This window comes from Hydrogenophaga aromaticivorans, assembly GCF_013387465.1.
GTDB lineage: Bacteria > Pseudomonadota > Gammaproteobacteria > Burkholderiales > Burkholderiaceae_C > Hydrogenophaga > Hydrogenophaga aromaticivorans.
Window position 1 is genome coordinate 67456 of record NZ_VYGV01000001.1, and the last position, 24051, is coordinate 91506.

Here is a 24051-nt window from a genome sequence, read left to right on the forward strand (position 1 = left end):
TGTGGCGCCTGCTGCGTCCCACGCTGAACCAATGAACCTGTTGCCCACCCTGTCGACGAACCCGCCCGCCGCCCTGCTGTCCGCGGTGGCGGCGCTGTCGTACGCCGTGCTGGCCTGGGCCCACCCGCGCCTGACGGCAGCGCAGACACGCGGCGTGCTGGCCATTGCCTGGCTGCTGCACCTGCTCGTGCTCGCATCGGGCCTGCTCGAACACCCGCCCCGCTTTGGCTTCGCACCCGCGCTCTCGGTCACGGCCTGGCTGGTCCTGACGGTGTATCTGGTGGAAACCCGGCTGTATCCCCAGATGCGCGCCCGCTGGACGCTGGCCGTGCTGGGCACCGTGGCGGTGCTGCTGGCCCTGGTATTCCCCGGCTCGCCCTACCCGGCCCTGCGCTCGAGCTGGTTGCCGCTGCACTGGGCGCTGGGCATCGCTTCCTACGGACTCATCGCCGCGGCCGTGGTGCACGCCTGGATGATGCAGCGGGCAGAGAAGTCCATGCGCCTGGGCGCCTCGGCCGAAACCACCCTGCCACTGCTGACCCTGGAACGGCTGACCTTCCGCTTCGTGGCGGCCGGCTTCGCATTGCTCAGCGCCACGCTGCTGGCCGGCTGGTGGTTCTCGGGAACGCTCAACCACGGCTGGGTCTGGGACCACAAGACCGCCTTCTCGGTGCTGTCCTGGCTGACCATGGGCATCCTGCTGGTCGGCCGCTGGCGGCTGGGCTGGCGGGGCCGCACCGCGGTGCGCACCCTCTACGTCGGCGCAGGCTTTCTGCTGCTCGGGTACGTCGGCTCCCGCTTCGTGCTCGAAGTCGTGCTGCAGCGAGTCTGAGGACCCCACCCCATGAAATTTCTGCTCGTACTGGCGGTGGTCCTGGTGGCATTCTGGGTCTGGCGCAACAACCGCTCGCAGGACCTTGACCGCGGCCAAGCCCCGGCGCCCCGAAAACCCCTCCCGCCCGTGGCCATGGTGGCCTGCCTGCAATGTGGCGCGCACCTGCCCGAGAACGAGGCCATCAAAGGCCCGCGAGGAGCCTACTGCTGCGCCGAACACCGCGCGCAGCACGAGCGCCAGGGCAGCTGATCCGGGCCTGTGCGTCAGGCAAGAACACCCATGGCCCAGGACCACAACCCCAGTTTCGCGCCCTCCTGGTTCTCCACCTTTGAGGACCACGGATCGCTGGGACGCGAACAGCGGCGCCACGCCTTCGAGCGCCTGTGGCGCGCCTTCATGCGGGCCAGGGCCTTCATTGCCGCGGTCTTGCTGGCCTTGCAGGTGTTCGAGCTGCTCAACCACAGCGGCGGCCCGAACTGGCTGGTGCTGGTCAGCGCCCTGCACCTCACGGCCGCGCTGGCCGTGATGTTCTGGTGGCCGGTGGACAACCCGGGGAAGGCCGGTGGCCTGCAGTGGCCACTGACCATCGGCGTTGACCTGCTGGTGTTCGCCCTGTTGCAGTTTTTCCAGCAGGGCGGCCTCAATTACACGCCCCTGTTTGCCTTGCCGGTGCTGCTGGCGGCGGTCCTGGGGTCGATGACCCTGGCACTCGCCACGGCAGCGAGCGTCACGCTGTTCCTGCTGGGCGAAGCGGCTGCGAGCGCGGCATTGCTGAGCGAAGTCTCCGCCTCGCGCTTCCTGCAGGCGGGTCTGACGGGCACCGGTTTCTTCATCATTGCCCTGCTGGCCAACCAGCTCGCCGTGCGGCTGGCGCGCGAAGAGGTGCTGGCCCAGAGCAGCCAGGCCGCCGCCCGTGCGCAGGCCCAGGTCAACGAACTGGTGATCGAGAGCCTGAGCGAAGGCGTGCTGGTGGTCGACCCGCACGGCGTGGTGCGCAACGCCAATCCGGCGGCCAAATCCATGCTCATGGGCGAACACTACCCGCACGCCGCCAAGCTGTTGCTGTCGGCACGCCACGGGTGGGAAGGGCTGTCCCATCTGGTGAACGAAAGCTTCGCGCTCGGGCAACCCATGCAGTCCGAGGTTCGCATCGACATCGACGAATTCACCTCGCACCGGTTTTTCGCCCGCACCCGGCTCACGCGCACCCAGGGCGAAGGGCACGCCGCCCTGTGCGTGCTGTTCCTGGAAGACCTGCGTGAAGTCGAGGCCCGCGTGCGCACCGAAAAGCTGGCCTCCATGGGCCGCATGTCGGCGGCTGTGGCGCACGAAATCCGCAACCCGCTGTCGGCCATCACACAGGCCAATGCGCTGCTCGACGAAGAAGTGGTGGAACCCGGACAAAAGCGGCTCACACGCATGATCGAGCAGAACGCCCAGCGGCTCTCGCGCATCGTGGACGACATCCTCAATGTGGCGCGTGTCCAACCCCACCAGGACGGGGCGTACGCGGCGGCGCTGCCACTGGATCCGACCGTGCGCCAGATCACGCACGAATGGAACCGGCAGAACCAGGTCCAGGGCATCCTGGGTGTGCACCTGCACGCGCCACAAGCCCATGTGGGCTTCGACCCCGAGCACCTGCGGCGCCTGTTGATCAACCTGCTGGACAACGCCCTGCGCCACGCCAGTGGCAAGCCCTCTTCCATCCGTGTCATCACGCAGCCCGGCGGCACAGACCGGGTGCGCCTGTCGGTCTGGAGCGATGGCGCACCGCTGGAGGCCAGCGTGTTGCGCCACCTGTTCGAGCCTTTCTTTTCTTCGGAGAGCCGCTCCAGCGGCCTGGGTCTGTACATCTGCCGGGAGCTGTGCGAGCGCTACGGGGCACAGATCGCCTACCAGCGCAGCCGGCTCGACCAGCGTGAAGGCAACGAGTTTTTTGTACTCCTGCCCGGCGCAACTGCGGGCAACCTGCCCGCACAACAAAGCCTGGCCTACCCCATGGGCGACTCGGTGCCCGGCCTGACCCGCCCTGGCCTCTCCCAGGCGGACCCGCCGTCCCTGTCCACGCTGTGACCCCCACGACCGATCGATGACCGCACCCACTCCCACGTCCATCCTGGTCGTCGACGACGAGCCGGACCTGCGCACCCTCTACGAGTTGACGCTGCTGCGCGAAGGCCACGAAGTGGTGTCCGCCCCCGACCTCACCCAGGCCCGCGAGTGGCTGGCGCAACGCCACTTTGACGTGCTGATCACCGACATGCGACTGCCCGACGGGCTGGGCCTGGAATTGCTGCGCGAACTGGGCGCCGATCAGCGCACCGAAAAGAGCATCGTCATCACCGCCTACGGTTCGGCCGAGAACGCGGTCGAAGCGCTCAAGACCGGCGCCTTCGACTACCTCACCAAACCGGTGGACCTCAAGCAGCTGCGCGCCGCGGTGACGGCCGCACTGCAAAGCCAGCGGTACCCGTCCGCGATGCGGCCGCCTTTGGGCGACGCCGTGTTGCGCAGCGCACCACCGCCTCCGGCCGGTGTGCAGGCCCTGGCGCGCATCGTCGGTACCTCGGGTTGCATGGTGCAGATCCGCAACCGCATTGAAAAAGTGGCGACCAGCATGGCGCCCGTGCTCATCCTGGGCGAATCGGGCACCGGCAAGGAACTGGTGGCGCGCGCGGTGCACGAATGCAGCCACCGGGCCAGTGGCCCCTTCGTCGCGGTCAACTGCGGCGCGATCCCTGAAAACCTGATCGAGGCCGAATTTTTCGGTGCCCGCAAGGGCGCCTTCACGGGCGCGACCCAGGACCGCGAAGGCTATTTCCTGGCGGCCAAGGGCGGCACCCTGTTCCTCGACGAAATCGGCGACCTGCCGCTCCAGATGCAGGCCAAGCTGCTGCGCGTGATCCAGGAGCGCCGCGTGCGCCCGCTCGGCGGCGTGCAGGAAGAAGCGGTGGACGTTCGCCTGGTCAGCGCCACGCACCGCGATCTGGCCGCACTCGTCAAAAGTGGCGAGTTCCGGCAAGACCTGTTCTACCGGCTGAATGTGATCAGCCTGCGCACACCCGCCCTGCGTGAACGGCGCGAAGACCTGTCCGAACTGGCCCATGCCCTGCTGCAGCGCATCTGCAGCGAATCGGGCCAGCCGGTGCCCGAATTGTCCGACACGGCTCTGGCCTGGTTGCAGGCCTGCGAGTTGCCCGGCAATGTGCGTGAACTGGAAAACCTGCTGCAACGCGCGCTCGCTCTCAGCAGTGGTGCGGTGCTGCAGGCTGACGATTTCGGTGACACGAGTGACACGGCGATGCGTCCCGAGAGCCCGTCAACGACAGCCGCGTTCTCGGTGCCCACCCCGGCACCGGACCCGGCCGCGGGCATACCGCCCGACCTGCAGACCTACCTGGACGACCAGGAGCGCCAGGTCCTGCTCAAGGCACTGAAGGAAACGGATTTCAACCGCACCGCCGCCGCAGCACGTCTGGGTCTGAACCTGCGCCAGATGCGCTACCGCATCCAGCGGCTGGGCATTGCCACCCCCGCGGACGGTGACGATGAAACCTGAAGCCGGCGATCGGTCCGTGTCGCCCCCCCCCTGGGAGGGCGGCTGGTTCGGCGCCGCCCGCCGCTGCGCTTCGCCCAATTTCGGCCCGCGTCCCGAGGGCGCACGGATCGACCTGATCGTGATCCACTCCATCAGCCTACCACCCGGTGTCTACGGCGGCCCGGAAGTGGAACAGCTCTTCACCAACCAGCTCGACTGGGACGCCCATCCTTACTTCCAGCAGATCCGTGGCATGGAAGTCTCGGCGCATTTTTTCATCCGCCGCGATGGCGAGCTGGTGCAGTTTGTGGATGCCGACGCACGCGCCTGGCACGCCGGCAGTTCCTGCTGGCGTGGCCGCAGCAACTGCAACGACGACTCCATCGGCATCGAGCTGGAGGGTCTGGAAGGCGATTCCTTCACCAGCGCGCAATACGACGGTCTGACCCGCCTGTGCGCCGGCCTCGGCGTGCGTTACCCGATCGCCTACGTGGCGGGCCACGAGCACATCGCTCCCGGCCGCAAGCAGGACCCCGGCAGCGGGTTCGACTGGACGCGTCTACAACAAAGTCTGGGCTGGGCCCATGCGTGTTTTCCTGGCGACACGCCTCCGAACACCAACGTTGCGGCCTGAAGCCTGCCGGACCTGAAAGCCCGCAGTGGACACAGCGCGCCATTGGCGCCGCTTTCAACGACAAAACCGCTGGAAACCCGCATCGATGCTGCAAAAAAAAAGCAACAGCAAGGCACATTGGGCGGTCACAACACATCCTTTGACATTGAAGCAGCACGGGAAATCCCCGACCTTTTTGCCTGCAAAAATGGACACATAGCGCGGGACGAAGATTTTGTACAAACACTACCTGTAGTGGCTTGAACACCCGTCACACACCAGATATAGTGTGCTCTGCGCGTTGCGGTCGCCCGGTCACATGGCTTGAAACCCTCCCATGACACGCTCCTGCAGATCCCGTCAAGCCAGCGGATCTGCCCTGGACCCGGCCTCCCCACCCCGCTGCCATCCGACACCGCGCGCCTTCGCCGCCGACACAAAACAAACGAAAGAGGAACCATGCTGACAGCTCAATCCCCCACATCCACCACCGCGTCCGCGATGCATTCCGCTGGTGCCACCAGCGCTGCCATGCCCGACAGCGCCAGCTCGGTTTTTGCCCAGTACCAGATCATCCGCCGCAACGGCGCGGTCGTGCCGTTCGAGCCGAGCAAGATCGCGGTGGCACTGATGAAAGCCTTCCTCGCGGTGCACGGCACCCAGGGTGCGGCCTCGGCCAGCGTGCGCGAGACGGTGGACGCGCTGACGCAGAACGTGGTGCGCGCGCTGATGCGCTCGCGCCCCGCCGGCGGCACCTTCCATATTGAAGATGTGCAGGATCAGGTCGAACTCGGCCTGATGCGCAGCGGTCACCACGAAGTGGCACGCGCCTACGTGCTGTACCGCGAACGCCGCACCCAGGAACGTGCCCACCAGGCCGAAGCGCAGAAGCCGGCCGAAGCCCTGCTGCACGTGATGGACGGCGGTCAGCGCGTGCCGCTGGACCTGAACCGCCTGCAGCACCTGATCGAAGACGCCTGCAAAGGCCTGGGCCAGGACGTCAAAGCCGACCCGATCGTCGCCGAGACCAAGCGCAACCTGTACGACGGCGTGCCGATCGAAGAGGTCTACAAGGCCTCCATCCTCGCCGCGCGCACCCTGATCGAAAAAGACCCGGACTACACCTACGCCACCGCGCGCCTGCTGCTGCACACCATCGTCAAGGAAGTGATCGGCGAAGAAGTCCCGTCCAGCGAGATGGGTGCCCGTTACGCCGACTACTTCCCGCAGTTCATCAAGAAAGGCGTGCAGAACGAGCTGCTCGACGAGAAGCTGCAGCAGTTCGACCTGGACCGCCTGGGTGCCGCGCTCAAGCCCGAGCGCGACCTGCAGTTCGACTACCTTGGCCTGCAGACCCTGTACGACCGCTACTTCCTGCACGTGCGCAAGAGCCGCATCGAGCTGCCGCAGGCTTTCTTCATGCGCGTGGCCATGGGCCTCTCGCTCAACGAGATCGATCGCGAGGCCCGCGCCATCGAGTTCTACGAGGTGCTGTCCTCGTTCGACTTCATGTCCAGCACGCCCACGCTGTTCAACAGCGGCACCCGCCGCTCGCAACTCTCCAGCTGCTACCTGACCACCGTGCCCGACGACCTCGACGGCATCTACGAATCGATCAAGGAAAACGCGCTGCTCTCCAAATTCGCCGGTGGCCTGGGCAACGACTGGACCCGCGTGCGCGCCCTGGGCGCCCACATCAAGGGCACCAACGGCGAATCGCAAGGCGTGGTGCCGTTCCTGAAAGTGGTGAACGACACCGCCGTCGCGGTGAACCAGGGTGGCAAGCGCAAGGGCGCGGTCTGCACCTACCTGGAAACCTGGCATCTGGACATCGAAGAATTCCTGGAGCTGCGCAAGAACACCGGCGACGACCGCCGCCGCACGCACGACATGAACACGGCGAACTGGATTCCCGACCTGTTCATGAAGCGCGTGATGGAAAAGGGCGAGTGGAGCCTGTTCTCTCCCAACGACGTGCCCGACCTGCACGACCTGTTTGGCGCCGATTTTGAGAAGGCCTACGTCGCCTACGAAGAAAAGGCCGCGCGCGGCGAGATCAAGCCCTACCGCAAGCTGGCCGCCACCGACATGTGGCGCAAGATGCTCTCGATGCTGTTCGAGACCGGCCACCCCTGGATCACCTTCAAGGACGCCTGCAATGTCCGCTCACCGCAGCAACACGCTGGCGTGGTGCACAGCTCCAACCTCTGCACGGAGATCACGCTCAACACCAGCGACACCGAAACCGCGGTCTGCAACCTGGGTTCGGTCAACCTGCTCAACCACATCAAGCGCACCGACGACGGCGCCAAGATGCTCGACCACGACAAGCTGCAGGTCACCATCAAGACCGCGATGCGCATGCTCGACAACGTGATCGACATCAACTACTACGCGGTCAAGAAGGCGCGCGACTCCAACATGCGCCACCGCCCGGTCGGGCTCGGCATCATGGGATTCCAGGACGCGCTCTACGAACTGCGCATCCCCTATGCCTCCAACGACGCGGTGGAGTTCGCCGACCGATCGATGGAAGCGGTCTGTTACCACGCCTACTGGGCCTCCACCGAACTGGCCCGCGAGCGCGGCCGTTACGCCAGCTACAAGGGCTCGTTGTGGGACCAGGGCATCCTGCCGCCCGACACGCTGGACCTGTTGGCGCAAGAACGCGGGGGTTATGTGGACGTGGACCGCAGCAGCAGCCTGGACTGGGACGCGCTGCGCCAGAAGATCGCCACCGACGGCATGCGCAACTCCAACTGTGTGGCGATCGCGCCGACCGCGACCATCTCCAACATCATCGGCGTGGACGCTTCGATCGAGCCCTGCTTCGGCAACCTCTCGGTCAAGTCCAACCTGTCGGGCGAGTTCACCGTCATCAACGGCTACCTGGTGAAAGACCTGAAGCGGCTGGGCCTGTGGGACGACGTGATGGTCATGGACCTCAAACACTTCGACGGTTCGCTGCGTTCCATCGACCGCGTGCCGCAGGAAGTGAAGGCGCTGTACGCCACCGCCTTCGAAGTGGAACCGCTGTGGCTGGTGGAAGCCGCAGCGCGCCGCCAGAAGTGGATCGACCAGGCGCAGAGTCTGAACATCTACATGGCCGGCGCCTCGGGCAAGAAGCTCGACGACACCTACAAGCTCGCGTGGTTGCGAGGCCTCAAGACCACCTACTACCTGCGCACCACCTCGGCCACACAAGCCGAAAAATCCACCGGTCGCACCGGTCAGCTCAACGCGGTCTCGGTGCACGGCAACGAAGCTTCGATGAGTGCAACTGCGGCGACTGCGGTGGCTGATGAACCTGCGACCGACATCAAGTTTTGCGCGATCGATGACCCCGGTTGCGAAGCCTGCCAATGACCTTTGCATGTGTTGTGTGTGCGTGTTGTGGTGCTGAACGTCGCGCATTCGATGCGACACCGCAACACAAAACATTCATCACACGCATGAGTCCTTTGCATTTCATGCAGACACTTCGATAATCCACCGAATTGGACACACCTATGTTGACCTGGGACGATCAAGTTACTCCCTCCTCGAAGCCCGCATCGATTCCCCTGCCACCTCACATGCCGGGTGTGCAAGCGTCACTGTCCTCCGCGACAAATCCCTCCCCCGCTTTCACTGCACCCAAGGCCACGCCGAGTGCACACCGCGTCAACGCGGCCGACAAGCGCATCATCAACGGCAAGACCGACGTCAACCAACTGGTGCCGTTCAAGTACAAGTGGGCCTGGGAGAAATACCTCGCCACCTGTGCCAACCACTGGATGCCGCAGGAAGTGAACATGAGCCGCGACATCGCGCTCTGGAAAGATCCGAACGGCCTGACCGAAGACGAGCGCCGCATCGTCAAGCGCAACCTCGGCTTCTTCACCACCGCCGATTCTCTGGCCGCCAACAACATCGTGCTCGGTACCTACCGCCACATCACCGCGCCCGAGTGTCGCCAGTTCCTGCTGCGCCAGGCCTTTGAAGAAGCGATCCACACGCACGCCTACCAATACATCGTGGAGTCGCTGGGCCTGGACGAATCCGAGATCTTCAACGCCTACAACGAAGTGCAGTCGATCCGCGACAAGGATGAGTTCCTGATCCCCTTCATCGAAGCGATCATGGACCCGGCCTTCGCCACCGGTTCGCCCGAGAACGACCAGACCCTGCTGAAAAGTCTGATCGTCTTCGCCTGCCTGATGGAAGGCCTGTTTTTCTACGTTGGCTTCACACAGATCCTCGCGCTGGGTCGCCAGAACAAGATGACCGGCGCCGCCGAGCAGTACCAGTACATCCTGCGCGACGAGTCCATGCATTGCAATTTCGGCATCGATCTGATCAACGCGATCAAGATGGAGAACCCGATGCTCTGGACGGCTGAGTTCAAGGCCGAGATCAAGGCGCTCTTCATGAAGGCGGTTGAACTGGAGTACCGCTACGCCGAAGACACCATGCCGCGTGGCGTGCTCGGCCTCAACGCTTCCATGTTCAAAGGCTATCTGCGCTACATCGCCAACCGGCGCGCCACACAGATCGGTCTGGAGCCCATGTTCCCGAACGAAGAAAACCCGTTCCCCTGGATGAGCGAAATGATCGACCTCAAAAAGGAACGCAATTTCTTCGAAACCCGCGTGATCGAATACCAGTCTGGCGGAGCGCTTTCCTGGGACTGACACAGTCACCACCCGGGGCCGCAACCATTCATCACATGTTTTTTGAACATTCAGAACCCTGCTCCCTGCGCCCTGGCGTTGGGGTCAGGGTTTTGTCACAGGATTCAACGCCTTGGGGTCAGCCGTGGATGCATCCGCACGACCCCAGGGCCTTGAATCACTTCATCGGCACAAAGACCGACTGAAGTGCTCTTTGCAACTTGATCAAGGAGAAAACAATGGCAACTGCGAAAAAAGCCCCGGCCAAAAAGGCCGCTCCGGCAACGAAAGCCGCTCCGGCTAAAAAGGCCGCTCCGGCCAAGAAAGCCGTCGTGAAGAAGGCCGCCCCGGCCAAGAAAGCTGCACCGGCCAAAAAAGCCGTCGTGAAGAAGGCAGCCCCAGCGAAGAAGGCCGCTCCGGCCAAGAAAGCTGCACCGGCCAAAAAAGCCGTCGTGAAAAAGGCAGCCCCAGCGAAGAAGGCCGCTCCGGCCAAGAAAGCTGCACCGGCCAAAAAAGCCGTCGTGAAAAAGGCAGCCCCAGCGAAGAAGGCCGCTCCGGCCAAGAAAGCTGCACCGGCTAAAAAAGCCGTCGTGAAAAAGGCAGCCCCAGCGAAGAAGGCCGCTCCGGCCAAGAAAGCTGCACCGGCCAAAAAAGCCGTCGTGAAAAAGGCAGCCCCCGCAAAAAAAGCTGAGCCGGCCAAGAAGCCGGCAGCCCCTGCGGCACCAGCAGCTCAAACCAAGCTGAACCCTCAGGCTGCCTGGCCGTTCCCGACGTCCAGCAAGCCCTGAAGTCGTCCTTGCGATGACTTGACAAGCCCGGCGTGAAAGCGCCGGGCTTTTTCATTTGTGGCGCGCGGCGATCAGTCCGCCAGCGTGTAGTTCTGTCCACCGCGGCTGGCGATCTTGGCCGAGCCGATGCGGTTGCCCAGCTCGGCACAGCGCGGCAGCGACCAGCCTTGTGCCAGACCGTGCAGCAATGCCGCGCGGAAGGCATCACCGCACCCCGTGGGGTCGAGCACCTCGGCCGCCTTCACGCCGGGCACCAGGGTCTTGCCACCCTGCTCCCAGACCTCACACCCGTGCTCGCCGAGGGTGACGATCAACCCCTTGACCCGTGCCGCGATGGCCTCAAAGCTCAGACCGGTGCGGTCGCTGAGCATCTTGCCCTCGTAATCGTTCACAGTGACCCAGGTGGCGAGCTCGATGAACTGCGTCAGCTCTTCGCCGTTGAACATGGGCAGACCCTGCCCCGGATCGAACACGAAAGGGATGCCCGCGGCGTGCAGCTGCTGCGCGTGCTGCAACATGGCGTCGCGACCATCGGGCGAGACGATGGCCAGCTGAATGGCGGCATCGGTCGGCACCGCGTTCGCATGGGCCTCGGACATCGCGCCCGGGTGAAAGGCCGTGATCTGGTTGTTGTCACGGTCGGTCATGATCATGGCCTGGGCGGTGTAGTTGTCCGAGGTCGTGCCGATGAAACGCGTGTCCACGCCCAGCCCTTGCAGTCGACCCAGGTAGTCTTGCGCGTCGTTGCCCACTATGGCCAGCGGCACCGCTGGTGAGCCCAGCTGCCTCAGGCCATAGGCGATGTTGCCAGCACAGCCACCGTATTCGCGCCGCAGGCCCGGCACCAGGAAGGAAACGTTCAGGATGTGCAACTGGCTGGGCAGGATCTGCTCGGCGAAGCGGCCCTCAAACGTCATGATGGTGTCGAAGGCGAGCGAGCCGCAGATGAGGATGGACATGGTGGGAGTGGGAGGGTTCAGGGATAAAAAACGAGTGCACGGTAACCGGTCATGGCGCTCGCCCCGCCTTCGGCGAGCGAGAGACGCAGGCTCACCGCCTGCGTGCCCTGGGCGGGCAAGACCACCGGCGCACCGGGCAACTCTTCCGCAAGAAAGACACGGCGCGCAATCACGGCGTCGGTCGTGTCTGTGAGACTGAGTTCCAGAGCCGGCATGGCCACCGGTGTGGAAGCGCTGTTCTTGAGAACCAGGTCGAAAGAGTAGAAGTTGCCCAGACGACGGACCAGGGTCGAGCTGTCGATGACCACCGCTTCGATGTTCCGTGGTGCCTGCAGCACACACCCCGAGGGTTTGCACAACAGGTTCAGCAGGGGTACCAGAGAAGGTTGCCGGGCGGCGAGTTGATCGCGCTCCTGCACAGCCCACTGCGCCGCAAGCAACGCCGTCAAAGTCACCGCCAGCAACAGCAGCGCCGCGCGCATGCCCGGGGAACGCCAGAAGGCCTGTCGCCGGGCCTGCAGCACAAAACCGGGCTCGACTTCCTGCACAGCCGGATCATCTTCCAGCGAGACCCTTTCGGGTTGGGGCAACGGCACAGACGGAGGAGCAGGTGCAGGTGCAGGTGGTGGCGGTGCCGTTTTGACTTCGGCCTCAACGGCCCGGGAAGCGCCGGCCGCTGCGGCAGCGAACCGCTTCAGTTCCGCCTGAAAGTCCGCACTGTCATCCCGGCTCGCCACCGCCGGCGACTCCGGCTGGTTGGCCAGCTCCAGCTGGCCTTCGAAGTCCAGTGGCCCGGATTCAGCCAGCGCGCGCACGGCCTCCAGCGGCGCGAAGGGCGACTCAAACGGTGGGTCGACGGGGGCCTGCAGTGCCTGCCAGTCGGCAGCATCTTGTGCTTCCCGCTGCGGCGACCATTCTTCTGCTGGCGGCGCGAGAAGCCAGTCACCGTCGTCGATATCGGACGAAGCCAGCCACCCGTTTTGCGGCGTTTGACCGGACAGTTCGTTGGCATCCTCGATGACCGCGGCGCTGGGATCCCAGACCCCCGTGGCTTGCGGGATGGCCTCTTCGATGGCGGGGGTCAACGACTCCTGGCTCGGGAGAGCGTTCGCCGTCTCCGATGGCACCGAGGCTGGCGCCATGCCGGACGGGTGCCCTGCGGGTGATTCGAGTGCCGCTGCGGGGGCGGCCGCGGGTACCGGCTGGGGTTCGGGTGCTGGCGCCTCCCAGGTCTGCAGGTACAGCGTGGCGTCGAACACGTCAGCGCAATGGCCACAACGCACCCAGCCGTCGGAGATCTTCAACTGGTCGGGCACGACCTTGAACATCGTTCCGCAAGCCGGACAACGGGTGGTGAAACTCATGCCAAGATTATTGCAGGCCGGCAGTGCCCGACCGGCCCGCCGGCCGCGACGCAGGCATCAGTCATTGCGACGCGTCAAGGTGTCAGGCCTTGACCGCGGTCATCAGGATCCAACCGTCCTCTTCGTCGCTGACGGACAGAGTCACCCAGGGCGCATAGGCCTCCCTCAGTTCATCGGCCTGCCGCGCCAGAATGCCGGCCAGCACCAGGTGCCCACCGGCGCGCACATGGCTGCAAAGCAGCGGCGCCAGCACCTTCAGCGGCGTGGCCAGGATGTTGGCCAGCACCAGGTCGTATTCGCCCAGTGCCCGGTCGGGCAGACCCGCATTCAGCTGGGCGTGATTGGCCGCGGCGTTGAGCCGCGTGGCTTCGACCGCCGCGGGGTCGATGTCGACCGCGTCGATCTCGCGCGCCCCGTGCTTGGCCGCACCGATGGCCAGGATGCCCGAACCACAACCGTAATCGAGCACCCGCTGCCCCTGCGCACCCTGTTGCGCTGTCCAGCGCAGACACATGCGCGTGGTCGGGTGGGTCCCGGTGCCGAACGCCAGGCCCGGATCGAGCCGGATCACCTGCTGCGCCGCGGCGGGCGGTTCGTGCCAGCTCGGCACGATCCAGAAGGTGGGCGTGATCTCCACCGGGTCGAACTGCGACTGGGTCAGACGAACCCAATCCTGCTCGACCACGGCCTGCACACCCAGCACCTCACAACCTTCAAAAAAATCCTGCACGATCAACAACGCCGCCGCTTCGCGCGCTTCGGCTTCGGTCTGGAACAGCGCCACCACGCGTGAGCGGTTCCAGCCAGCCTTGGGCGCCGGCATGCCCGGCTCGCCAAACAGCGCCTGCTCGGACGGCGTCAGGGCATCGGCGTCCTCCACCGAGACGCTCAAGGCGTCCAGCGCCACCAACGCGTCGCTGACCATCTCTACCGCGGCTTCAGGGGCCAGCAAGACCAACTCATACAGGGAGGACATGGGGTGAATTTCGAACAGTCAACGAAAACTCAACAAATGAGGAGAGACTTCCCGAGCACACCGCGGAACCGGCTTTGCCGGGCCGCAGGTGTTCCCCCTGAGGGGAAGGCGCCGAAGGCCGTTCGGGGGAGAGGCTTACCTCTCACGCTGGGACAACCACTCTTCAAGGTAGTGGATGTTGGTGCCACCGGTCACAAAACTGGCGTCGACCATCAGCTCGCGGTGCAGCGGGATGTTGGTCTTGATGCCTTCGATCACGGTTTCGGCCAGCGCTGTGCGCATGCGCGCCAAGGCCTGCTCACGCGTGTCGCCGTGCACGATGATCTTGCCGATCATGGAGTCGTAGTTCGGCGGCACGAAGTAGTTGGCGTAGGCGTGCGAGTCGACACGCACCCCCGGCCCTCCGGGCATGTGCCAGGTGGTGATGCGGCCCGGCGAGGGCGTGAACTTGTAGGCGTCTTCGGCGTTGATCCGGACCTCGATGGCGTGGCCGCGCAACTGGATCTGGCGCTGTGTGAACGGCAGCTTCTCGCCAGCCGCCACCGCAATCTGGGTGCGCACGATGTCCACGCCCGTGATCCACTCGGTCACCGGGTGTTCCACCTGCACGCGGGTGTTCATCTCGATGAAATAGAACTCACCGTTTTCAAACAGGAACTCGAAGGTGCCCGCACCCCGGTAGCCGATCTTCTTGCAGGCGGCCGCGCAGCGCTCACCAATCTTCTCGATCAGTCGACGGGGAATGCCGGGCGCCGGCGCTTCTTCGATCACCTTCTGGTGGCGCCGCTGCATGGAACAGTCGCGCTCGCCGAGGTACACCGCGTTGCGGTGCGTGTCCGCCATCACCTGGATCTCGATGTGGCGCGGGTTCTGGAGAAACTTCTCCATGTACACCTCGGGGTTGCCGAAAGCGGCCCCGGCTTCGGCCTTGGTGGTCTGCACCGCGTGCAGCAGCGCCGCCTCGGTGTGCACGACGCGCATGCCACGACCGCCACCACCACCCGCCGCCTTGATGATGACCGGGTAGCCCACCGCCTTGGCGGTGCGCTTGATGATGACCGGATCATCGGGCAAGGCGCCGTCCGAACCGGGCACGCAAGGCACGCCGGCGCGGATCATGGCCTGTTTGGCCGACACCTTGTCGCCCATCAGGCGAATCGACTCGGGCGACGGACCGATGAAGGTGAACCCGCTCTGCTCGACCCGCTCGGCGAAATCGGCGTTCTCCGACAGGAATCCGTAGCCGGGGTGAATGGCTTCAGCGTCGGTCACTTCGGCCGCGGAGATGATCGCGGGCATGCTGAGATAGCTCTGCCCCGACGCCGCCGGCCCGATACAGACCGACTCATCCGCCAGGCGCACATACTTGGCATCGCGATCGGCTTCGGAATAGACCATCACCGCCTTGATGCCCATCTCACGGCAAGCGCGCTGGACCCGCAAGGCAATTTCACCCCGGTTGGCGATCAGGATTTTTTTGAACATGGGCCGACCGCTTATTCGATGACAAACAGGGGCTGGCCGTATTCGACCGCCTGCCCGTTGTCCACCAGGATCTGCTTGACGGTGCCACTCTTGTCGGCCTCAATCTCGTTGAGGATCTTCATCGCCTCGACGATGCAGATGGTCTCGCCTTCCTTGATCGTGTCGCCGACTTCAACAAAGGCCTTGGCGCCGGGGCTGGACGAGCGGTAGAAGGTGCCGACCATGGGTGATTTGACGGTGTGCCCGGCAGGCTCGGCCGACACGATGGCGGGCGCTGCCGCCACCTCGACCGCCGGCGTTGCTGCCACGGAGGGCGCCGGAACCGCCGGGGCCATGGTGTAGGTCACCGGGGCGTGCATGCCGACCGGCGCGCTCTTGACGATGCGAACCTTGCCTTCGGCCTCCGTGATTTCCAGCTCGGACACGTTCGACTCGGACACCAGGTCAATCAGTGTCTTCAGTTTTCTCAGATCCATGATTACTCCAACGAAAATCTGTCAAATCCAACCATTTGCACTCAAGTTCCTTGAACATGCATGCAGCTGGCCAAATGGGGTGCCGCAGTGTACACGAAGCGACCCATTCCAGACCTCATGGAACGCAGGCGCATGACACCATGAACAAACTGAAGAAACGACCGTTTCGCGGCAATTTATGGGACTTTATCCCTTTTTCCGCCAGATTTGAGCCGTCATGACCAACGGCATGTGTGCCCGTTTTTTGGAGCGGAAGTATCCCCGTCCCGCGCCATCTGTCAAGCGAGTTGCGCCCACAAATCCAGATCGGTCTGGCTGACTTTGCCCACCTTTTGATGCAGCACCACGCCCGATCGATCGAACACGACGGTGTAGGGCAGGCCACCACCGGGATTGCCCAGGACACGGCTGAGCTCGGTGCCGGCAAAGCCAACCATGCCCACCGGAAACGCCAGCGGCAATTTCTGAAGGAAGCTGCGCACCGCAGGCAGCTGGTCGACGGCCAGTCCCACCACCTGCCATCCCCGCGCCTGGTGCGCGCGGTAGAACGCGTTGAGCATCGGCAATTCCTCGACGCAGGGCGGACACCAGGTGGCCCAGAAGTTCACCAGCAAAGGCTGACCGCGAAAGCGCTCCAGCGCCAGCGGCTGGCCGTCGGGGTCTTCGAAACGCGAAGCCCAGAACTCGGCCTCGGCGTCGGACAACACCGGCTGCGGCTGGTGACGCCACAGCGCCAGCCCGGCCCCGGCGGCGCCTGCGGCCGCCGCCACGCCCAACATCCACGCTGTCCGTCGATTCATGCTCATGCGGAATTTTCCTCGGTTCCCTGGGTCATCAAATCGCGCAAGGCCTGCGCGTCTCCTCGCGGCTTGCGGCCCTGTCCGTCCGGTTTGAGCGCCCCACGCAGATCGTCCAGGTCGTGCACCAGAAGATGGATCAGCACCCATTGCCCCAGTTCCTCACAGCGCACGCGCAAGGTCAACACATCCACCGGCTCGCCGCGCCAGCCCATGACCGTGCCGGGGCGGTAATCCACCCGGCGATCGAGCAAGGCCCATTCGGCCGCCTTGGGATCGTCGCAGAACAGCTGGATATGGATGTCGCTGTGCCGGGTCGCGGTGCCGTGCCAGACAGCGCCGCTCAAATGCGGCCTGAAATCCGCCAGCCGGTCCAGCCAGACCAGGGCCTCCCGCCGCAACACCTGCAACTCGATCGCCTGGGTTTCGGCGCAAAAAATGGCGATGTGCTCGCGCACCGCTGCGTCCAGCGTCGCGTTGTCGGGCCAGAGCCCGCGCGATGACAAGCCGAGCTGCTTGCCGGCAAGGCGCTTGGCCGTCGCGTATTCGAGCCCTTCTTCCACCACGAGGCGCGCAGCCACGGCGGCAATTTCTGCGGTGGGACCGGTCCGATCAACTTGCATCGGGGCATTTTGCCTGCTGGCCCGCGCCCATGCCGCCAAGGACAGCTTTGGTCTGCCGGCCAGCAGGGTTGGTCCCCCTAGAATCACACGATGCATATTCATATCCTGGGCATTTGTGGCACGTTCATGGGCGGTCTGGCCGCGCTCGCCCGCGAGGCCGGCCACCGCGTCACCGGCTGTGACGCCGGCGTCTACCCCCCCATGAGCGACCAGCTCCAGGCGCTGGGCATCGACCTGATCGAAGGCTTTGGTGCCGACCAGATGGCGCTGGCGCCCGACATGTTCGTGGTCGGCAACGTGGTGAGCCGGGGACGCCTGCCCGATGGAAGCCCGAAGTTCCCGCTGATGGAGGCCATCCTGGACGCTGGCGCCGCGTACACCAGCGGTCCGCAATGGCTGGCCGAACACGTGTTGCAAGGTCGTCATGTGCTGGCGGTGGCCGGCACCCACGGAAAGACCACCACCACGGCCATGCTGACCTGGATCCTGGAAGCCAACGGCCTGAAACCGGGCTTTCTGGTCGGTGGTGTGCCAATGAACTTTGGCGTCTCGGCGCGTTTGGGCCAATCGGTGGCCGGCAGTGCCCGTTTTGCCGCCGGGCCGCCCCAAGGCAATACAGCCCCCTGGGGGGGCAGCGACCCGCGCAGCGGCGGAGCGTGGGGGCCCACATTCGTCATCGAAGCCGACGAATACGACACCGCGTTCTTCGACAAGCGCAGCAAGTTCGTGCACTACCGCCCGCGCACGGCCATCCTGAACAACCTTGAATTCGACCACGCGGACATCTTCGACGACCTCAAGGCCATCGAGCGCCAGTTCCATCACCTGGTGCGCACGGTGCCGGGTTCGGGCCGGGTGGTGGTCAATGGACTCGAAGAAAGCCTGGACCGGGTGCTGCACCAGGGCCTGTGGAGCGAGGTGCGCAGCTTTGGCGCCGCGGTCAGCGACTTCACCGCCGTGGGCGAACCCCACGCCTTTGATGTGCTGGAGCGGGGTCAAACCGTGGCCCGGGTGGAATGGGCGCTCACCGGCGTGCACAACCAGCTCAACGCACTCGCCGCCATCGCGGCGGCACAGCATGTGGGCGTTGCGCCGGACGCCGCAGCCCATGCACTGGGTCGCTTCGAGAATGTGCGCCGCCGCATGGAGGTGCGAGGCACCGTCGCCCGACCGGGCGGCGCCATCACGGTGTACGACGATTTTGCCCATCACCCGACCGCCATTCGCACCACGCTGGACGGCCTGAGGCGCCGCCTGGATCAGAAGCTCACATCGGGCGGTCGCATCCTCGCGGTGTTCGAGCCGCGCAGCAACACCATGAAGCTGGGCACCATGAAGTCACAACTGCCCTGGAGCCTGCATTCGGCCGATCTGGCGTTCTGCCACGCCGGCGGCCTTGACTGGGATGCAGTGGAAGCCCTTCAACCCATGGGTGAACGCGCCCAGGTGGCCCGCTCCATCGATGAACTGGTGGCGCAAGTGGTGGCCGCCGCACGCGACGGTGACCACGTGGTCTGCATGAGCAATGGAGGCTTTGGAGGCATCCACGCCCGCCTGCTGTCAGCCCTCGGGACGGCCTGAAACGGCGTGGCGCGTCAGTAGCCGAGCGACTGCGTCACCAGATCCACAGACACCACCGGCTTGGCCAGGGCGGCGCTGGTGGCACGGGCGAATGTCATGGCCCATTCGCGGTGGGCCGCTTCGCGAAAGTGCTCTTCCCCCGCGGCCTGCGCCACACACAACACCTTGTCGGCCGTCAGCACCTTGCCGGTCAGGCGGATCGGCTCACACCCCAGCGTGGTGAACTGTTCGTCGAGCCAGGATCGGGCCTGGTCGTGCGGCATGGGCTGCACCTCCTCCAGGTCAAAGCGGTAGGTGGATGTTTCACCCCAGGTCACGGTGACTTGGCTGCGCATACGGACAACTCCTCGGTGTGGATCTTGGTCAGAACCTGATTGTGCCTTGGCGCGTCAGGACTGACCAGCAACCGCCCCTGTCAGGAGCGCACGGGAGAAGGTGGCGACTCATCACCGGGCGCAACGGACGCGGTCGAGACGCGCAAGGGCGAGTGCGGTGCCTCGCGCAGGATGCTGGAGGGTGGCATCTGCTCGGTCAGTCCCACGCGCGAACGCAGGTCGCTCTCGTGATCGCCCTGGTCAAACTGCAGCGCCGTCATCGCGCGCCGCGCAGCGGGCTCAGCCCGGCGCGCGCTGTCGGCGTCCGTGGTCAGACCACCCGCGTGGTAGAGCACCGCCAGATGGTGCGCCAGCTCGGACGCTTCGACGCCGGTGCGCTCGCGCAACCGGTCAAAACCGGTCGGGGTCACCAGCAGCTCGCGCATGAGGAGCAGGTGCACCTCGTCAAACCAGCGCGCCGGTACATGCGGCACCCGCCGCAAATAAACCGTCTTTTCGCGGTAACGCTCCGGCAACACATCCAGGCGCGTGCGCACGGCGTAGGTCCACATGACCCGGTGCAACGGCAACCGGATGAAGGACGAAGGAATCTCGCGCGACAACCCGGGGTGTTGCACCCACTCGGCCATGGCCAGATCCACCGGACGGGCCGGGATCAGCAAACCAGCCTGCCAGCGCTCGAAATCGATCACCGCCAGCAGCTTGCCTTCGTGCACGATGTGCACCACGCCTTTGTAGAGCCCGTTGCGCTTCACCACCTCGGCCCCGAGTGCAAACTGGCTGCGCAGCGGCCGCAGCCAGGCTTCAAAACGCTGCAGGCGCTGGCGCACGCTGAGTTCGTCGTCCGCCTCGAAAAACTCGGCCGACGCAAAACCCTCGGGCAAGGGCGTGGCGAAGGCGAGCGGTCGATCCACCTCGGCGCGGTTGAGCGTCAGGCGCTCGCCACTCCCGAACGGGTGGCGGATGACCACCTCGTCCCGACCCAGCACGTCGACCGACGCGCCATTGATCATCCAGGCGTCGGCCAGATGGGGGTCGCAGCTTCGCCACTGCGGCCAGCCTTCATGCACCTGGGCGGCCCAGGCTTGCAGCCTCAGCCCCGCCGGATCGGCAAACCCCAACAGTCCCAGACGCAATACCGGTTGCTCCACTCCAACTCCCGACAACTCTGGCCTCCCTGTCCGTGAAGCACGCGGACGCCAGAAAGTTCTACCGCTTTTCCTATCGGCACGAAGGCCAGAATATCAAGGGTCCTGAACCGCGACAACGTGCCCTGGCGTGCAAACGTCACGGTTCTGCCCGATTCGATACAGGACTTGACCCACACGGGGCACCACAGCCGCACCCCCATTCGACATCAAGGCTTCAGCTGGCGCGCACCCTGCACGGCCGCAGAAAGCACCTCCAGCGCCTCCAGCGAGTCGGCCCAGCCCAGGCAGGCGTCGGTGATGCTCTGACCGTAGACCAGCTTGCTGACATCGTCTTTGCCGGGGGTGAATTTCTGTGCGCCCGGTTCAATATGGCTTTCGATCATCACGCCGAACACGCTGCGCGAGCCGCCTGCGATCTGTGCCGCGATATCGCGCGCCACATCGAGTTGCTTTTCGTGCTGTTTGCTGCTGTTGGCGTGGCTGCAGTCCACCATCAGGCGAGGAGCCAACTTGGCGGCTTCAAGCTCCTTGACCGCAGCGGCCACGTGGCCGGCGTCGTAGTTCGGGGACTTGCCGCCGCGCAGGATCACGTGGCAGTCCTTGTTGCCGTTGGTCTGCACGATGGCGACCTGGCCGTTCTTGTGCACCGAGAGGAAGTGGTGGCCACGCGCGGCGGCCTGGATCGCGTCGGTCGCGATGCGGATGTTGCCGTCGGTGCCGTTCTTGAAGCCGATCGGTGCCGACAGGCCCGAGGCCAGTTCGCGGTGCACCTGGCTCTCGGTGGTGCGCGCGCCGATGGCGCCCCAGCTGATGAGGTCACCGATGTACTGCGGTGAGATCACGTCGAGGAACTCGCTGCCGGCGGGCAGGCCCAGGCGGTTGATCTCGATCAGCAACTGGCGCGCGATGCGCAGGCCTTCGTCGATGCGGAAGCTCTGGTCCAGGTAGGGGTCGTTGATCAGCCCCTTCCAGCCCACCGTGGTGCGTGGCTTTTCGAAATACACGCGCATCACGATCTCCAGCGTGTCGGCGTACTTCTCGCGCAGCGGTTTGAGGCGGCGCGCGTAGTCCAGCGCAGCGGCCGGGTCGTGGATCGAGCACGGGCCGATCACCACCAGCAGGCGGTCGTCCTGCCCGTGCAGCATGTTGTGAATGGATTTTCGCGTCTGGCTGATGAGTGCCTCCACCGGCGTGCCGCCGATGGGGAAAAAGCGGATCAGGTGTTCGGGAGGCGGGAGCACGGTGATGTCCTTGATGCGTTCGTCGTCGGTCTGACTGGTCTTGTCGGCGGGACGCGAATGCCAGGCATCGGCTCTGGCGGGGGTGGCTTTGGCGGTCATCAGGGAGCTCCTCGGTGGGGGTTGCGGAGAAAACGGAAGAAGAAAAACAGGGGCCAAAAAAAACCGCCGGGCTTGTGGCTCCGGCGGTTTTGTCGAGATTCGGTGATGCGCTTACAGCTTCGCCTCTCGTCCGCCGGGGACTGAGAACCAAAAATAAAAGCCGAAGGCGAAGCGCTGTTGCATAAGTTTGGAATGTAGCACAGGCGGCTTGACAAGCGTCTTACACCCCGCCGCCAACTTCAGGCCCAGACGACGCCACGCAACGCCCAACCCATCAACGCACAGGCGACGATGACGCGGATCACTCCCTGCTGGAACCGGATCAGCGCCAACGCAGCCACCGCGACCAGAACCAGCGCCACCCAGTCCGGTCGCATCCAGCCGTTCGCGGCGACGCCCGCCGGATAGGCCACATGGGCCAGGAAGAACAGCGCCAGGCTGGCGATCACACCCACCACGGCCGCGGTGATCGCGGTCAGCGGCGCGGTGAAATGCAGCCTGCCGTGCGTGCGCTCCACCAGCGGGCCACCCGCCAGGATGAAGACGAACGAAGGTAGAAAGGTGAACCAGGTGACCACCACCGCAGCCAGCGCTGCGCCGAGGAACAGCGCGTCCGGCCCCAGCACCTGCTGGCCCCAGCCGCCCAGAAAGCCCACGAAGGCCACCACCATGATGAGCGGCCCCGGTGTGGTTTCACCCAGCGCCAGACCGTCGATCATCTGCGGCCCGAGCAACCAGCCATGCTCCACCACCGCACCTTGGTACACATAAGGCAACACCGCATAGGCGCCGCCGAAGGTCAGCAGCGCCGCCTTGGTGAAAAACCAGCCCATGGCAGCCAACGTGCCGCTCCAGCCTTGCCAGGCCACCAGCAGGCCCATGGGCAGCGCCCACAGAGCCGCCCCGGTCAGCAACACGCGGACCAGCCGCGCACGGCTGAAGCGCGCATGGGCCGGGGTGGGTGTGTGGTCGTCGATGACCGCCGGCACATGGACGCCATCGGTCACGGCGGCGGTGTGCCCGCTGCCGGCGCGCGCAAACTGCGCCGGCACCCAGCGCCCTCCCAGCCAGCCCAGCGCCAGCGCCGCCAGCACCACGGCCGGAAAGGGCACCGAAAACACCGCAATGGCCACAAAGCTGCTCACTGCAATGGTCCACAGCAGCGGTGCGTACCGGGGGTGCCGCAGCGTCTTGCCGCCCATGCGGTGCACCGCCTGCAGCACCAGCGCCGCCACCGCCGGCTTGATGCCGTAGAGCAGGCCCGCCACCCAGGCCACCTGGCCGTACACCACATAGACCCAGCTCAGGCCGATCAGGATCAGCAGCGAGGGCAACACGAACAGCACGCCGGCCACCACACCACCCCAGCTGCGGTGCAGCAGCCAGCCGATGTAGGTGGCGAGCTGCTGCGCCTCCGGCCCGGGCAGCAGCATGCAATAGTTGAGCGCGTGCAGGAACCGCTGCTCGCTGATCCAGCGCTTTTCCTCCACCAGCTCGCGGTGCATGACGGCGATCTGCCCCGCAGGCCCGCCAAAACTGATGAAGCCCAGCTTGAACCAGAAGCGCAAGGCCTCCCGGAAATTCACGGTGCGCGCGGTGTTCATGCCGGTCTCCAGCTGTGGGTTTCTGCGTTGCCGCCCAGTTGATCGCAGTACCAGGCGAAGAGCGCGTCGTACACCGGCATCATGGCCGCCAGCAGGGCGTGGTCGTTGTCGGCGTGGCGGCGCGACATGCCCAGTGACACCGCCAGCAAGCCCGCTGCGGGAGCGGCCAGGTCCAGCCGGTCGGTGTCGGCCCCGCGCACGATGTGGGCCAGGCGTTGAAGCGCCGGCAACTCCAGGCCAAACGCGCCCAGCAAACTGTCGAAGCTGCAGTGTTCGCCCTCGTGCGAAATGGGCGCACCGGGCAGGTCGAAGGCGATGGCGTTCAGGTGCCCGGCCTGCTCCAGCACCTGGCCCGTGGGTACAAACAAGAACTCGGCCTCGCGGTCAATGAAGCGGCGCACCAGCCAGGGGCAGGCGATGCGGTCGATCTTGGGGCGCTCGCGCGTGATCCAGCGCGAACGGCCAACGCCGGTGACGCCCAGATCCGGGCGCTGGCGCAGCCGCGGTGCTGGCGTGGCTTGCCAGCTGGCCAGCAGGTCCGGGGCATCCACCCCGGGCTCTCCGCCTTCGATGCCCCCCAGCAGGTAGCGCGCGTCCCAGCCCGCAGCGCGCAACCACGCCGCGGCGTTCTGGCTGACTTCGTGGCCGTACACGCAATACAGCACCACGGCCTGTGGCGTTCTGTGCCGCATCCAGCCGGCCAGCGCATCCGGAGCCACATGCTGGGACAGCGGCAGCCGGTACAGGTTCTGTGCGAAGCGTTCTGGGCGCCGCACGTCGAGAATCAAGGGGGTGTCGGGTTGCCCGAGCAGCGCCGCCAACGCGGCAGGGCTGACAGCGTGTGAGGGATTTGTGTCGACGGTTTCCATGGTTGGCACTCCACATCAGGTGGTGGCCAGCACTTGGACGAAAACCGTCTATTCCGCAAGGA

General features: G+C 65.2%; 21 protein-coding genes. 9 read left to right on the top strand and 12 right to left on the bottom strand.

Going from position 1 to position 24051, the window contains the following annotated elements; all coding sequences use genetic code 11:
* The first annotated feature begins 31 nt into the window (after positions 1-31).
* The 8 genes from F3K02_RS00330 to F3K02_RS00370 all read left to right on the top strand — a co-directional run bounded on the left by F3K02_RS00330 (position 32) and on the right by F3K02_RS00370 (position 10429).
* Positions 32-832 carry a cytochrome C assembly family protein gene (locus F3K02_RS00330; RefSeq protein ID WP_177132047.1) on the top strand — a complete coding sequence of 267 codons (801 nt, stop codon included), beginning with the start codon at positions 32-34 and terminating at the stop codon, positions 830-832.
* Positions 833-844: 12 nt separating this feature from the next.
* Positions 845-1084: a PP0621 family protein gene (locus F3K02_RS00335; RefSeq protein ID WP_177132051.1), complete on the top strand. Its 240-nt coding sequence runs from the start codon at positions 845-847 to the stop codon at positions 1082-1084.
* Positions 1085-1114: 30 nt separating this feature from the next.
* Positions 1115-2911: a sensor histidine kinase gene (locus tag F3K02_RS00340; RefSeq protein ID WP_177132054.1), complete on the top strand. Its 1797-nt coding sequence runs from the start codon at positions 1115-1117 to the stop codon at positions 2909-2911.
* Between the two features lie 16 nt (positions 2912-2927).
* Positions 2928-4397: a sigma-54-dependent transcriptional regulator gene (locus tag F3K02_RS00345; protein ID WP_177132057.1), complete on the top strand. Its 1470-nt coding sequence runs from the start codon at positions 2928-2930 to the stop codon at positions 4395-4397.
* Complete coding sequence (gene ampD, locus F3K02_RS00350; protein WP_177132060.1) at positions 4387-5010, top strand: 1,6-anhydro-N-acetylmuramyl-L-alanine amidase AmpD; 624 nt, start codon at positions 4387-4389, stop codon at positions 5008-5010. The genes F3K02_RS00345 and ampD overlap by 11 nt, the downstream gene beginning before the upstream one ends.
* 480 nt (positions 5011-5490) lie before the next feature.
* Positions 5491-8355 carry a ribonucleoside-diphosphate reductase subunit alpha gene (locus F3K02_RS00360; protein ID WP_281362700.1) on the top strand — a complete coding sequence of 955 codons (2865 nt, stop codon included), beginning with the start codon at positions 5491-5493 and terminating at the stop codon, positions 8353-8355.
* Positions 8356-8498: 143 nt separating this feature from the next.
* On the top strand, positions 8499-9662 hold the full coding sequence (locus F3K02_RS00365; protein ID WP_177132070.1) for a ribonucleotide-diphosphate reductase subunit beta: 1164 nt from the start codon (positions 8499-8501) through the stop codon (positions 9660-9662).
* Between the two features lie 218 nt (positions 9663-9880).
* Positions 9881-10429, top strand: coding sequence for a histone (locus F3K02_RS00370; RefSeq protein ID WP_177132073.1), 549 nt, complete (start codon positions 9881-9883; stop codon positions 10427-10429).
* A 71-nt stretch (positions 10430-10500) separates the two neighbouring features.
* Here F3K02_RS00370 and F3K02_RS00375 read toward each other — a convergent pair whose 3' ends face one another.
* The 7 genes from F3K02_RS00375 to F3K02_RS00405 all read right to left on the bottom strand — a co-directional run bounded on the left by F3K02_RS00375 (position 10501) and on the right by F3K02_RS00405 (position 17109).
* Complete coding sequence (locus F3K02_RS00375) at positions 10501-11388, bottom strand: carbohydrate kinase family protein (protein ID WP_177132076.1); 888 nt, start codon at positions 11386-11388, stop codon at positions 10501-10503.
* Between the two features lie 17 nt (positions 11389-11405).
* Positions 11406-12752, bottom strand: coding sequence for a DUF3426 domain-containing protein (locus F3K02_RS00380; protein ID WP_177132743.1), 1347 nt, complete (start codon positions 12750-12752; stop codon positions 11406-11408).
* Positions 12753-12834: 82 nt separating this feature from the next.
* Positions 12835-13719: a 50S ribosomal protein L11 methyltransferase gene (gene prmA, locus F3K02_RS00385; protein WP_177132745.1), complete on the bottom strand. Its 885-nt coding sequence runs from the start codon at positions 13717-13719 to the stop codon at positions 12835-12837.
* A 144-nt stretch (positions 13720-13863) separates the two neighbouring features.
* Positions 13864-15213: an acetyl-CoA carboxylase biotin carboxylase subunit gene (accC, locus tag F3K02_RS00390; RefSeq protein ID WP_177132079.1), complete on the bottom strand. Its 1350-nt coding sequence runs from the start codon at positions 15211-15213 to the stop codon at positions 13864-13866.
* Between the two features lie 11 nt (positions 15214-15224).
* Positions 15225-15689, bottom strand: coding sequence for an acetyl-CoA carboxylase biotin carboxyl carrier protein (accB, locus tag F3K02_RS00395; RefSeq protein ID WP_177132082.1), 465 nt, complete (start codon positions 15687-15689; stop codon positions 15225-15227).
* Between the two features lie 278 nt (positions 15690-15967).
* On the bottom strand, positions 15968-16495 hold the full coding sequence (locus F3K02_RS00400; RefSeq protein ID WP_177132085.1) for a TlpA disulfide reductase family protein: 528 nt from the start codon (positions 16493-16495) through the stop codon (positions 15968-15970).
* Positions 16492-17109, bottom strand: a complete 618-nt coding sequence (locus tag F3K02_RS00405; RefSeq protein ID WP_177132747.1) for a hypothetical protein — start codon at positions 17107-17109, stop codon at positions 16492-16494. Before F3K02_RS00405 ends, F3K02_RS00400 begins: the two co-directional genes overlap by 4 nt.
* 90 nt (positions 17110-17199) lie before the next feature.
* Here F3K02_RS00405 and mpl point away from each other — a divergent pair, with 90 nt between their 5' ends.
* Complete coding sequence (gene mpl / locus F3K02_RS00410; RefSeq protein WP_177132088.1) at positions 17200-18690, top strand: UDP-N-acetylmuramate:L-alanyl-gamma-D-glutamyl-meso-diaminopimelate ligase; 1491 nt, start codon at positions 17200-17202, stop codon at positions 18688-18690.
* Positions 18691-18704: 14 nt separating this feature from the next.
* On the opposite strand, the gene F3K02_RS00415 is transcribed toward mpl, so the two are convergent.
* From F3K02_RS00415 to F3K02_RS00435, 5 genes are all read right to left on the bottom strand, one after another.
* A complete protein-coding gene (locus F3K02_RS00415; RefSeq protein WP_177132091.1) occupies positions 18705-19025 on the bottom strand; it encodes a hypothetical protein in 321 nt (106 codons plus the stop codon).
* A gap of 80 nt (positions 19026-19105) precedes the next feature.
* Positions 19106-20161: a hypothetical protein gene (locus F3K02_RS00420; protein WP_218179314.1), complete on the bottom strand. Its 1056-nt coding sequence runs from the start codon at positions 20159-20161 to the stop codon at positions 19106-19108.
* Between the two features lie 221 nt (positions 20162-20382).
* Positions 20383-21516: a 3-deoxy-7-phosphoheptulonate synthase gene (locus F3K02_RS00425; protein ID WP_177132098.1), complete on the bottom strand. Its 1134-nt coding sequence runs from the start codon at positions 21514-21516 to the stop codon at positions 20383-20385.
* A 239-nt stretch (positions 21517-21755) separates the two neighbouring features.
* Positions 21756-23120: a chromate efflux transporter gene (chrA, locus tag F3K02_RS00430; protein ID WP_177132101.1), complete on the bottom strand. Its 1365-nt coding sequence runs from the start codon at positions 23118-23120 to the stop codon at positions 21756-21758.
* A complete protein-coding gene (locus F3K02_RS00435) occupies positions 23117-23989 on the bottom strand; it encodes a chromate resistance protein ChrB domain-containing protein (protein ID WP_177132104.1) in 873 nt (290 codons plus the stop codon). Before F3K02_RS00435 ends, chrA begins: the two co-directional genes overlap by 4 nt.
* Between the last annotated feature and the right edge of the window lie 62 nt (positions 23990-24051).